Genomic DNA, 12,848 nt, shown 5'->3' with positions numbered 1-12,848 from the left:
CTCCCCAGTTATTCTTCATGGCGGCGGGTTACCGCTACCATTGGCCTATTGAATCGACCATTATGGTCAGATGATATGGCAAAGCCCGCCGACGTCAAGGTACCGGTAACTTGACTGGTGAAAAGAAGATTGTTTTCGATCAGTCTTCTGTTTTATCAGGATAATTTGGTTGCTCCCACGTGTTGCAACCAGGAAAAACGGACGACAGACGGCGTTTCTTCCCGTGACGGAACGAACGTCGTCTGACCAATCCGCGTGGACCTCGACGTCCATTCGGGGCCAGACGGGATGACCGCCCATAGAAGGCGGGGTACGCTCGCGAGAGGGGGAACGCATGACGGATCGAGCCGTCCGGAACATTCTAATCGTCGGCGGCGGCACCGCCGGCTGGATGACGGCCGCGGCCCTGTCGGCCAAGCTGGCCGGCCTGCCGATCGCCCTGCGCCTGGTGGAGTCCGCCGAGATCGGCACCGTCGGCGTCGGCGAGGCGACCGTGCCGCACATCCGCCACTTCAACGCCGCCCTGGGCCTCGACGAGGCCGACTTCATGCGCAAGACCCAGGCGACCTACAAGCTGGGCATCGAGTTCCGCGGCTGGGGCAAGCCGGGCGACAGCTACATCCACCCGTTCGGCGCCTATGGCGCGGCGATCGGCGGGGTGGGCTTCCACCATCACTGGCTGCGGGCCCGCCAGGGCGGCGATCCGACGCCGCTGGAGGCCTATTCCCTGCCGGTGATGGCCGCGCGCCAGAACCGGTTCGCCCCGCCCTCCTCCGACCTGCGCTCCGTGGCCTCGACCTACAACTACGCCTACCAGTTCGACGCCGGGCTCTATGCGGCCTACCTGCGCGCCTATGCCGAGGCGCGCGGCGTGGTGCGCACCGAGGGCAAGGTGGCCGACGTGGCCCTGCGCGGCGCGGACGGCTTCATCGAGGCGATCACGATGGAGAACGGCGAGCGCATCGAGGCCGACCTGTTCATCGACTGCTCCGGCTTCCGCGGCCTGCTGATCGAACAGGCCCTGAAGGCCGGCTACGAGGACTGGACGCGCTGGCTGCCCTGCGACCGGGCCGCCGCCGTGCCGTGCGAGACGGTGGAGGCCTCGACGCCCTACACCCGCTGCACCGCCGACGAGGCCGGCTGGCGCTGGCGCATCCCGCTGCAGCACCGGGTGGGTAACGGCTACGTCTATTCCAGCGCCCACATCAGCGACGACGACGCCGCCGACGCCCTGCTGGCGGGTCTGGAGGGCAAGGCCCAGGCCGATCCGCGCTTCCTGCGGTTCGTCGCCGGCCATCGCCGCAAGCAGTGGAGCAGGAACTGCGTGGCCGTGGGCCTGGCCAGCGGCTTCCTGGAGCCGCTGGAAAGCACCAGCATCCACCTGATCCAGGTGGCGATCACCACCCTGCTGGAGCTGTTCCCCGACCGCGACTGCGCCCAGGCCGACCAGGACGAGTACAACCGGGTCATGACCCTGGAGTTCGAGCGGATCCGCGACTTCCTGGTGCTGCACTATCACGCCAACCAGCGGGTCGGTTCACCGTTCTGGGACGACCGCCGCAACCTGCCCATCCCCGACAGCCTGGCCTACAAGATGGACCTGTTCCGCGACCGGGGCGTGGTCGTGAAGTACAAGGACGGCTTCTTCCTCGAGCCCAGCTGGCTGGCCGTCTATCTGGGTCAGAACGTCGTGCCCCGGATGTACGACCCGGTCAGCGACAGCGTGCCCGACGCGGCTCTGGCCCAGCGCCTGAAGGCGATCCGCGAGTCGGTCGCCGACACGGTGCGGGCCATGCCCGCCCACGACGACTGGATCGCCCGCTCCTGCGCCGCCTCGGGAGCCGCCGCATGAGCCGCCCGTCCCTGAACAGCGTCGCCGTCCTGGGCGGCGGCGTCGCCGGCTGGATGACGGCCTGCGCCCTGGCCCGGGTCCTACCCGGGGATGGGACCCTGCGCCTGGTCGAGACCGCGGCCTCGGCGCCCCGGGGAGCCTTATCCACCCTGCCCGCCCTGCGGACCTTCCACGGCCTGCTCGGCCTGGACGAAGCGGCCCTGATGCGGAGCGCGCGCGGGACCTTCAAGCTGGGCGCGCGCTACAGCGGCTGGACCGATCCCGGCCACGACCATGTGGAAGGCTTCAGCGACGCCGGCGCCGGCTTCGACGGCGTGGCCTTCCATCATCACTGGCTGCGCGCCCGCGAGCGGGGCGACGCCGGCCGCTACGAGGACTACAGCCTGGCCGCCGTGGCCGGACGGCTGGGCCGGTTCGCCCCGCCCAGCGAGGACCCTCGCTCGGTGCTGTCGACCCTGTCCTACGGCCTGCACCTGGACGCCGCCGCCTATGTCGCGGCGCTGCGGGCGACGGCGGGCCGCGTCGAGGCCCGCGCGGGCGAGATCGCCGACGTCGTCCTGGCGGAGGACGGCCGGATCGCCGCCGTGGTCCTGGCCGACGGCGAGCGGATCGTCGCCGACCTGTTCATCGACGTCACGCCGGACGGCCGGCTGATCGGCGCGACACAAGACGCCGGCTGGGTCGACGAGCCCGCCCTGCCCTGCGACCGCCTGGCCCTGCGCGAGGTCGCGCCCCGCGCCGCCCCGCCGCCGCTGACCGAGTTCGAGGCGATCGCCGAGGGCTGGCTGCGGCGCGTCCCGCTGCGCGGCGGCGACGCCGTGACCCTGGCCTACGCCGGGGGCCTGACCTCCGACGACGAGGCGCGCGATATCCTGGGCGGCGAGGCGACGATCGTCCCCCTGCGCAACGGCCGCCGCCGGCAGGTCTGGTCGGGCAATTGCGTGGCGGTCGGCCCGGCCGCGAGCCAGTTGGAGCCGCTGAACGGCGACGACGCCCAGGCCATCCAGAGCGGCGTCGGCCGTCTGATCGCCCTGCTGCCCGCCGCCGACGGCTCGCCCTTGGCGGCGATGGAGTACAACCGGCTGATGGCCGAGGAGCAGGACCGGGCCCGCGACCTGGCCGTGTTCCGCTACGCGGCCGCCACGCGGACCGAGCCGCCGTGGGTCCAGGCTCGGCGCGCCGCGCCCTCCCCGGCCCTGGCGTACAAGCAGGTCCAGTTCGAGAGCCGGGGCCGCGTGGTGCTGTACGACGAGGAGACCTTCGTGGAAGGCGCCTGGGTCGGGGCGTTTCTCGGCCACGGGATCACGCCGCGCCGCCACGACCGGCTGGCCGACCGCATCCCTCCCGCCCAGGCCGACGCCGCCCTGGCCCGGCTGCGCAGAATGATCCGCCAGGCCGCCCAGGCCATGCCGCCGCACGCCGACGCCCTGAAGGACCGCGCATGACTCCCGCCCCTATCCGTAAGGTCCTGGTCCTGGGCGGCGGCACGGCCGGCTGGATGACCGCCGCCGCGCTGTCCAAGGTGCTGAACGGCCAGGTCGAGGTCGTGCTGGTCGAATCCGAGCAGATCGGCACGGTCGGCGTCGGCGAGGCCACCATCCCGCCCATCCTGACCTTCAACGCCATGCTCGGCATCGACGAGCGCGAGTTCATGCGGGCCACCCGCGCGACCTTCAAGCTGGGCATCGAGTTCCGCGACTGGACGCGCCTGGGCGACCGCTACATCCACCCGTTCGGGACCTTCGGCCTGGATATCGAGGCCATCAAGTTCCACCAGATCTGGCGCAAGGTGCGCGACCGGGTCGGGCCGATCGAGGACTTCAACCTGGCGGCGGTCGCCGCGCGCCAGAACCGCTTCGCCATGCCCGATCCCGATCCGGCCAAGGTGCTGTCGAGCCTGAAATACGCCTTCCACTTCGACGCCGGCCTCTACGCCCGCTTCCTGCGCGGCTTCGCCGAGAAGCGCGGCGCGACGCGGATCGAGGGCAAGGTCGCCGACGTGGCCCTGCGCGGCGAGGACGGCTTCATCCAGTCGGTCACCCTGGAGGACGGCCGCACGATCGAGGCCGACCTGTTCATCGACTGCACGGGCTTCCGCGCCCTGCTGATCGGCCAGACCCTGGGCGGGCGCTATCTGGACTGGAGCCGCTGGCTGCCCAACGACCGCGCCGTGGCCCTGCCCTGCGCCACCGGCGGCGACGGGCTGACGCCCTATACCCGCGCCACCGCCGACAAGGCCGGCTGGCGCTGGCGCATCCCGCTGCAGCACCGCACCGGCAACGGCTACGTCTATTCCAGCGCCCATATCGGCGACGACGAGGCCCTGGCCGCCCTGACCGCAGGGCTGGACGGTCCGGCCCAGGCCGATCCCAACTTCCTGCGCTTCCAGGCCGGTCGCCGGGACCAGGCCTGGATCAAGAACTGCGTCGCCATCGGCCTGTCGTCCGGCTTCCTGGAGCCGCTGGAGAGCACCAGCATCCACCTGATCCAGGCGGGGATCACCAAGCTCTTGGCCCTGTTCCCGGACAAAGGCTTCGATCCGCTGGAGATCGACGAGTACAACCGCCTGACCGCCCAGCAGGTCGAGCTGGTCCGCGACTTCATCATCCTGCACTTCAAGGCCACCGAGCGCTCGGACACGCCCTATTGGGACTATGTCCGGACGATGGAGATCCCCGACACCCTGGCGCGCAAGATCGAGCTGTTCGCCGGCCGGGGCCGCATCTTCCAGTCCGACTACGACCTGTTCGCCGAGCCCAGCTGGATCGCCGTGCTGCTGGGCCAGGGGATCGTGCCGCGCCAGTACGACGCCCTGGTCGACACCCTGCCCGAGGCCGCCCTGGTCCATCGCCTCAAGCGGATGGCGGACCTGATCGGCCAGACGGCCCAGGCCATGCCGGACCACCAGGCGTTCATCGCCCGCTACTGCGCCGCCGACGCGGCCGCCAACATCCCAGCATGAGTTCCCGCATGACCAATCAACGCCTGCGCAAGGTCGTCATCGTCGGCGGCGGCACGGCTGGCTGGATGACGGCGGCGGCGCTGGGTCGTTTCCTGAAGGACGGCTACACCCAGGTGACCCTGGTGGAGTCCGAGGAGATCGGCACGGTGGGCGTCGGCGAGTCCACGATCCCGCAGATCAAGATCTTCAACCGCATGCTGGGCCTGGACGAGCTGGAGTTCGTCCGCCGCACCAAGGCGACCTTCAAGCTGGGCATCGACTTCATCGACTGGAAGACGATCGGCCACCGGTACCACCACCCGTTCGGCCCCTATGGCGTCGACATGGAGGGGGTGTCGTTCCACGCCTATTGGCTGCGGCAGAAGGCGATGGGCGAAGCCGCCGACCTCGGCGACTACTCGCTGCAGGCCGTGGCGTCGGCCCAGGGCAAGTTCATGCGGGCCAACAACCAGCCCAACTCGCCGCTGGGCAAGATCGACCACGCCTATCACATCGACGCCGGCCTCTACGCCCGGTTCCTGCGCGGCTACGCCGAGGAGCGCGGGGTGCGCCGCCAGGAAGGCCGGATCGTCGACGTCCACCAGCGCGCCGAGGACGGCTTCATCGAGGCCGTGACCCTGCAGGGCGGCGAGCGGGTCGAGGGCGACCTGTTCATCGACTGCTCGGGGTTCCGGGGCCTGCTGATCGAACAGACCCTGAAGACCGGCTTCGAGGACTGGTCCCATTGGCTGCTCAACGACCGCGCCGTGGCCGTGCCCTGCGCCCTGGGCGGCTCGACCAATCCCGTGACCCGCGCCACCGCCCGACCGGCCGGCTGGCAGTGGCGCATCCCGCTGCAGCATCGCCTGGGCAACGGCTACGCCTATTCCAGCGCGCGCATCAGCGAGGACGAGGCGACCGCCTACCTGCTGGCCAATCTGGACGGCGAGCCGCTTCGCGATCCCTTCACGCTCCGCTTCACGGCCGGGCGGCGCAAGAAGAGCTGGAACAAGAACGTCGTGGCCATCGGCCTGTCCGCCGGCTTCATGGAGCCGCTGGAAAGCCAGAGCATCCACCTGATCCAGGTCGGCATCTCGCGCCTGCTGGCCATGTTCCCCGACAGGCGTTTCGAGCAGCCCGACATCGACCGCTACAACCGCGTGATGCAGTTCGACTACGAGACGATCCGCGACTTCCTCATCCTGCATTTCCACGCCACCCGGCGGAACGACACGCCCTATTGGGACTATCTGCGGGAGATGCCGATCCCGGACTATCTGGCCGACAAGATGGCCGTGTTCAAAAGCTACGGCCGGGTGTTCCGCGAGAACGAGGAGCTGTTCACCGACACCAGCTGGTTCGCGGTGATGATCGGCCAGGGGATCGAGCCGCGCGGCCACGACCCGATGGCCGATGTGATGTCCGACCACCAACTTCGCGCCAACATGGACAACATTCGCGGCGTCATCGCCAAGTCCGCCCAGGTCATGCCCGACCACATGACCTTCATCGCCGAAAACTGCGCGGCGGTCTAAATCGCCCAGGACTCTTCTGTCTGACATCTCGAGTCGACGCGGCCGCGTCGACTCGAACCGATTGCCTGCGCGCTCGACCGAATTCCGTGCATCTTCACCGATCGAACGTCATTGGTAAGACCATACCCGTCTTCTCATTTGTCAGACATTTGACCTTTTATCGTCGATGTTCACGTTCCCTTGGGTGTTCGGCCGGCAACACCGGGCGGCAAATGGTCGGACATTGGTTTTTCTAGAGGTATGACCTCGTTGACTTGCGAGGCCTTACCTCGTAACGATCATGTTGTGACCGCTACCATGACCATTCGATCGCCGCCGTGCGCGGACGATCGAAGGCGGGATTGGGAAGGGGCAGAACGACAGGTGCGCAGAGCACCGAGACGTCAAGGGGAGAAACATGGTCCACTCATTCCACTCGCGCGCGTTGCGTCTGGCGCTCGTCGGCGCCAGCTGCCTGACCGGCCTGGCCGCCGCGCCGGCCTTCGCTCAACAGACGGCGCCCGCCGCCACCAGCTCCGACACGGTCGAGGAAGTGGTCGTCACCGGCTTCCGCAAGAGCCTCGCCGACGCCACGAACGCCAAGCGCGAGAGCATCACCTTCCAGGACTCGGTCTTCGCCGAAGACATCGGCAAGTTCCCCGACCTCAACATCGCCGAGTCGCTGAACCGCATCCCGGGCATCCAGCTGACCCGTGAAATCAACGGCGACGGCCTGAACATCGCCGTGCGCGGCCTGGGCACCAACTTCACCAAGATCCTGCTGAACGGTTCGCAGATCGCCGTGGCCTCGTCGGGCCGCACCGACGCCCAGAACCAGAACCGCGAAGTCGACCTGAACCTGTTCCCGACGGAACTGTTCACCCGCCTGGACGTCGCCAAGACCCCGACGGCCAGCCAGGTCGAAGGCGGCGTCGCCGGCGTGGTCAACATGCGCAACGCCCGTCCGCTGGACCGGCCCGGCCGCCACTTCACCTATTCGACCCAGGCCAGCTACCAGGAGAGCGCCGGCAAGTGGAGCCCGCGCGGCGCCATCCTGGCCAGCGACTCCTGGGACACCAGCCACGGCGAATTCGGCCTGCTGCTGGGCTATGCCGGCGTCCGCACCAAGAGCCGCACCGACGGCTTCGAGACCATCGGCTGGACCAACGCCAACCTGACCTACGCCCAGTGCGGCACCACGCCCACCGGCACGGCGACCCCGACCTCGGCCGACCCGACCTGCAACAGCGCCATCGGCGGCAACGGCTTCAAGTTCGCCGACACCGTGCCGGCCAACGCCGGCAACGGCCTGATCGCCGGCACGCCGGTCACCAAGGCCTATCTGGAAGGCCTGAACCCCGGCACCACCGCCCAGCAGCTGGGCGACGGTCTGCTGCCGCGCCTGGGCCGCCAGTCCTACAGCGAAGGCAAGCGCAACCGCGACTCGCTGCTGATCTCGGGCGAATGGCGTCCGAACGACGCCCTGGCCTTCTATATCGACCTGCTGGGCGGCAAGACCCACAACAACTTCAACCGCCTCGACATGGACTGGATCGTCCGCAACTCGAGCGGCATGATCCCGCTGAACGTCAAGGTCGACAGCAACAACGTCGTCACCAAGGGCACCTTCGCCAACTCCCAGTTCTTCCTGGAAGCGCGGCCCTATGACGAGAAGACCGAGTTCTACAACATCAACCCGGGCGGCTCCTGGCAGATCAATCCGTGGCTGCTGCTGGACGGCCAGTTCAACCTGAGCCGCAGCGTGTTCTTCCGCGAAGCGCCGACCATCCTGGTCAACTCGCCCAACGGCCTGACCGTCGACTTCGACAACACCGGCGGCGACATGCCGCTGATCAAGACCGCCGCCAACCTGAACGACCCGAACCTGGGTTGGACCTTCGCCGGCGGCCGCCTGAACATCCAGAACGAGAAGCGCGTCACCTCCAACAAGGGCACGCACTGGAACTTGAAGATCGGCGAAAGCAGCGAGAACTACATCAAGGTCGGCGTCGCCTACGACGACATCAGCCGCTCGATCCAGGCCTTGGACAACAGCGCCGCCTGGCAGACCTTCACCTGCGGCGGCGGCCTGGTGAACAACGCCGTTCCCACGCCGACCCCGGCCTGTAACGGCCAGGCCGGCTCGGCCATCACCCAGGCCCAGCTCGCCTCGTACCTGCGTCCGGGCCCGCTGGGCTTCATCACGGTCGACTACGACTCGTTCAAGAAGGCCAGTCAGTTCGACCGCTTCAACGACACGGCCCCGGCCGTGGCCACCGCGGCCACCGCCGCCGCGTCGGGCTTCATCGAGGAAGAGACGACCGGCGCCTACATCGAAGGCAACGCCGTCACCCAGATCCTGGAGCGCGACCTGGCCTTCAACTTCGGCGGCCGCTACGTGACCACCGACCAGACGATCCGCGGCCCGCAGACCGTCAACGGCGTGACGACGACCCTGGAACGCCAGACCCGCTACGACGCGTTCCTGCCGGCCTTCAACGCCGTCTACAAGGTGCGCGACAACATCAACCTGCGCATGGCCGCCTCGCGCACCATCACCCGGGCCAACCCCAGCGCCATGCTGCCGGGCACGACGTTCAGCGACCCGTCGGCCCAGTCGGCCAACCAGGGCAACCCGGCGCTCAACCCCTACACCTCGAACAACTTCGACATGGGCGGCGAGTGGTACACCGGCGGCGCCGGCTACTTCGGCGTGGCCCTGTTCCAGAAGGTGATCAACGGCTTCACCGTCCAGGGCACGAACACCATCCCGTTCAGCCAGCTGGGCGTGGCCTACGCCAACCTGACCCAGCAGCAGCAGGCGGCCATCGACCTGCGCGGCGGCCCGAACGTCGCGACGGTCACCGTCAGCCAGCAGGTCAACGCCGGCGGCACCCTGACCATCCGCGGCTACGAACTGAACTGGGTCCAGCCGCTGGACTTCCTGATCCCGGGCACCGGCTTCACGGCCAACTACACCCGCATCAACCAGAGCGCCAACGGCAGCGGCGCCCCGGCCGTGGCGGTGGGCGTGTCGCCCTACACCTACAACATCACCGGCTACTACGAAGGCCACGGGGCCACGGTCCGGCTGTCGTACAACTACAACGACGCCCAGATCAGCTCGGACCCGAACCAGAACAGCGTGCCGGTCGCCCGTCTGAAGACCGACGCCTACAAGCAGGTCGACCTGTCGGCCAGCTACCAGCTGCCCTGGAAGTACGCGCCGCAGATCACGTTCAACGCGATCAACATCACCAAGGAAAAGCAGCGTCAGACCTTCCAGTACGACAACGCCGCCTTCACCCTCTACGACCCGGGCGCGACCTATCTGATCGGTATCCGCGGCCAGTTCTAGGAACCTTAAACGCGACACCTTCCTTCCTCGCGTTTCCCCAGCGGCGTGTCTTCGGACACGCCGTTTTTTTATGTCCCGCGCCGCCGCGAGTTGACCGTTCCAGGAAAAACGCGCGAAGGTTGTCCACGTCGTAAAGACACGGGAGGGACGAGATGAAGCTGGGCATACCCGTCTACGAGGGCGTCGATCTGCTGGACGTCATGGGGCCGCTGGAGATGTTCCATTGGGCCGGCAAGGACCAGCCGCTGGAGACGGTTATCGTCTCGGAGGATGGCGGGCCGGTGACCGCCCTGAGCGGCGTCCGCTTCGAGGCCCAGGCCAGTTTCGACGAGGTCCCGGAGCTGGACATCCTGTGGACGCCCGGCGGCGATCCGGACGTGCTGGGCCGGATCATGAGCGATCCGAACTCGCCTTACCTGGCCTATCTGCGCCAGACGGCCCGGAACGCGACCTGGGTGTGCTCCGTGTGCGAGGGCGCGCTTCTGCTGGCCCAGGCGGGCCTGCTGGACGGCTACAGGGCCACCACGCACTGGGCGTTCATCGCCTGCCTGCAGAGCTTCTGCGAAATCGACGTCGACACCAGCAATCCGCGCTTCGTGGTGTCGGGCAACCGGCTGACCGGCGGCGGCATCTCGTCAGGGCTCGACGAGTCCCTGCAGCTGATCATGATGCTGTTCGGCCAGGCGGCGGCCGAGAACGTTCAGGTCACCACCCAGTACTTCCCCCAGCCGCCGGTGATGGGGACCATTCCCCCCACCCCGGCGTGCCCGGTGACCTGGTCATCGCAGCCCAGCTATTTCGAGCAGAACGAAAGCCGGCTCGTCTGACGGCGCGCGGGATCGGGCCTCAGCCGCCACCCGGCGCGTACGGGAAGTTCAGGCCCTCGTAGTAGTCCAGCGAACGGGCCGGGGGCGCTTCGCCGGCCGGCAGGGGCAGGCCCGAGAAGGTCTGGAAATAGGCGATCGAGGCGTCGCGCCACCACTGGGCCTCGTTGCGCTGGATGGCCAGGAAGTCGGCGACCTGGGCGTGCCGTTCGGGATCGACATAGGGCGAGAGGGTCGCCCAGGTCTTGCCCATGCCGTCCACCGTGGCCACGCCGTGCGAGTAGTGGGTGACCAGGCCGTCCCACAGGGTCTGGCCCGACTTGAGCTTGTAGGTCCACGGCAGGTGGTGGAACCACAGCAGGTCCTTCTCGTCGATCGCCTTCAGGTCCGAGAAGCGCTTGGCGACGACGGGCGCGTACTGGGCCGTGGCGTTGCTGCCCGTGGCGGTGCGGTCGAAGCCGATGCCGTCCTTGCCGGCCTTGGCGTAGTAGACGCTGGTCCAGTCGGCGCGCGGGCCGCCCGTCACCCAGGGGCCGGGCCCGTAGTGGTGGCTGCGGCCCATCTGGTGGTGCAGGCCCAGCGGGGTCATGTAGTCCACGGCCGCCTCGCGCGAGCCCATCATCATCGCCACGGTCGGAGCGACGAAGCGCGGGTCGGTCGAGAAGGTCATCTTCGCCCAGTCGGCGGCGATGTCCTGGGTCGAGGCCTCCGGATCCCAGGCCAGACGGCCGAAGACGTACCAGTTGGCCTGGTCGAACTGCGAGCCCGTCCAGTTGCGGTCGCGGCCGATGTTGGAGACCCCGGCCATCAGGGTCAGGGGGCGGCTGTCCAGCGTCCCGTCGACCACCCTGGCCACGGTCGAACCCTTGCCCTCGGCATAGGTGTCCGACTTCAGGGTCTCCTCGAACAGCGGGCCCAGATAGACCAGGTGGGTGGCGAAGCCGAGGTATTCCTTGGTGATCTGAAACTCCATGCCCAGGTTGGTCTTGGGCATGGCGCCGAACAGCGGGTGGAACGGCTCGCGCGGCTGGAAGTCGATCGCCCCGTTCTTCACCTGGACGATGACGTTGTCGCGGAACTGGCCGTCGAACGGCTTGAACTCGCTGTAGCCCTGCTTGGCGCGGTCATCGGGCTGCTCGTGCGAATAGACGAAGGCCCGCCACATCACGATCCCGCCGTGCGGCCCAACGGCGTCGGCCAGCATGTTGGCCCCGTCGACGTGGGTGCGGCCGTAGTCCTGCGGACCGGGCTGACCTTCGGAATTGGCCTTCACCAGGAAACCGCCGAAGTCGGGGATGACCTTGTAGATCTCGTCGGCCTTGGCCTTCCAGAAGGCGCGCACGGCCGGATCCAGCGGGTCGGCGGTCTTCAGGCCGCCGATCTCGATCGGGGCCGAGAACCGGGCCGACAGATAGACCTTAATGCCGTACGGCCGGAACACGTCGGCCAGGGCCGCGGCCTTGGCGATATACGGCGCGGTCAGGCTGTCAGCCTTGGCGTTGACGTTGTTCAGCACCGTGCCGTTGATCCCGATCGAGGCGTTGGCGCGGGCGTAGTCGACGTAGCGCGGATCCTTGTAGTCGGGCAGCTTCCACCAGTCCCACAGCGAGGCGCCGGCGTAGCCGCGCTCCACATGGCTGTCCAGGTTGTCCCAGTGGTTCAGCAGGCGATGATTGACCTTGGGGGCCGACAGGACGTCCAGCGTGTCGACGCCCTGGCCCGTCTGGACTAGGCGCAGATAGGCGAAGACGCCGTACAGCACACCGACGTCGCTGTTGGCGGCGATCACGGTGGTCTTCCCGACCGTACGGATCAGGTAGCCCTCGTCGCCCGCGCCCTTCAGCGGCAGGTTCAGGGCCGCCACGGCGGGCGAGCCGGCGGGGGTGCCGATCAGGATCGAGGGCGCGTCCGAGGCCGGGGCGCCGCCCACCAGGCCGTCCAGCCCGCGCTGCAGCTCGGCGCGCGCGACCTTCAGGGTGGGCGTGTCGGCGCTGGGCGCGATCAGGCGGGCCGCGGGCCGCTGGGCCGCCGGCAGCGGCCGGTAGCGCAGCCACAGGTCATAGCCGTCCTCGGCGCGGGCCGCCGAAGCCGCCAGCGACGCCGAAAACAGGCCGGCCGCCAGGCAGAGCCCCCGTACGAAAGACACAAGACGCATGTTTTCTCCCTGACGACAGCATGCCGTGCGACGCGAGGGGGCGCGACGGTCTTGATCTTGTGATACCGCTACCTTTAGCAAAGGTCGAGACACCATGACGCCAGTGGTCAGACCAATAGGTTGACAACTGCCCCGTCTGATTTAGACCGATACCGCTACCATCCGACTTTTGCCAATTGCGTCAACGTCGGGTCAACGAAAGCG

The 12,848-nt window shown here is 68.1% G+C and carries 7 protein-coding genes; 6 read left to right on the top strand and 1 reads right to left on the bottom strand.

Annotation, left to right across the window (positions count from 1 at the left end; all coding sequences use genetic code 11):
* Window positions 1-334 precede the first annotated feature (334 nt).
* The 6 genes from BR39_RS0113650 to BR39_RS0113625 all read left to right on the top strand — a co-directional run bounded on the left by BR39_RS0113650 (window position 335) and on the right by BR39_RS0113625 (window position 10,492).
* Window positions 335-1,852, top strand: coding sequence for a tryptophan halogenase family protein (locus BR39_RS0113650; RefSeq protein ID WP_029912772.1), 1,518 nt, complete (start codon window positions 335-337; stop codon window positions 1,850-1,852).
* The gene (locus BR39_RS0113645; RefSeq protein ID WP_029912769.1) at window positions 1,849-3,297 is read left to right on the top strand and encodes a tryptophan halogenase family protein; all 1,449 of its coding nucleotides are present in this window, start codon (window positions 1,849-1,851) and stop codon (window positions 3,295-3,297) included. Before BR39_RS0113650 ends, BR39_RS0113645 begins: the two co-directional genes overlap by 4 nt.
* Window positions 3,294-4,814 carry a tryptophan halogenase family protein gene (locus tag BR39_RS0113640; protein WP_029912767.1) on the top strand — a complete coding sequence of 507 codons (1,521 nt, stop codon included), beginning with the start codon at window positions 3,294-3,296 and terminating at the stop codon, window positions 4,812-4,814. Before BR39_RS0113645 ends, BR39_RS0113640 begins: the two co-directional genes overlap by 4 nt.
* An 8-nt stretch (window positions 4,815-4,822) precedes the next feature.
* Window positions 4,823-6,328, top strand: coding sequence for a tryptophan halogenase family protein (locus BR39_RS0113635; protein WP_029912764.1), 1,506 nt, complete (start codon window positions 4,823-4,825; stop codon window positions 6,326-6,328).
* Between the two features lie 397 nt (window positions 6,329-6,725).
* Window positions 6,726-9,665, top strand: coding sequence for a TonB-dependent receptor (locus BR39_RS0113630; protein ID WP_029912762.1), 2,940 nt, complete (start codon window positions 6,726-6,728; stop codon window positions 9,663-9,665).
* 152 nt (window positions 9,666-9,817) lie between these two features.
* Entirely contained in the window at window positions 9,818-10,492 is a 675-nt protein-coding gene (locus BR39_RS0113625) for a DJ-1/PfpI family protein (RefSeq protein ID WP_051695657.1), read from the top strand.
* A 19-nt stretch (window positions 10,493-10,511) separates the two neighbouring features.
* Here BR39_RS0113625 and BR39_RS0113620 read toward each other — a convergent pair whose 3' ends face one another.
* On the bottom strand, window positions 10,512-12,644 hold the full coding sequence (locus tag BR39_RS0113620) for an alpha-glucuronidase family glycosyl hydrolase (RefSeq protein ID WP_029912755.1): 2,133 nt from the start codon (window positions 12,642-12,644) through the stop codon (window positions 10,512-10,514).
* Window positions 12,645-12,848 lie beyond the last annotated feature (204 nt).

Origin of the sequence: Caulobacter sp. UNC358MFTsu5.1, from assembly GCF_000712075.1 — a bacterium.
In the GTDB taxonomy this organism is placed as follows: Bacteria; Pseudomonadota; Alphaproteobacteria; order Caulobacterales; family Caulobacteraceae; genus Caulobacter.
This window is presented reverse-complemented; position numbering and strand designations above follow the sequence as displayed.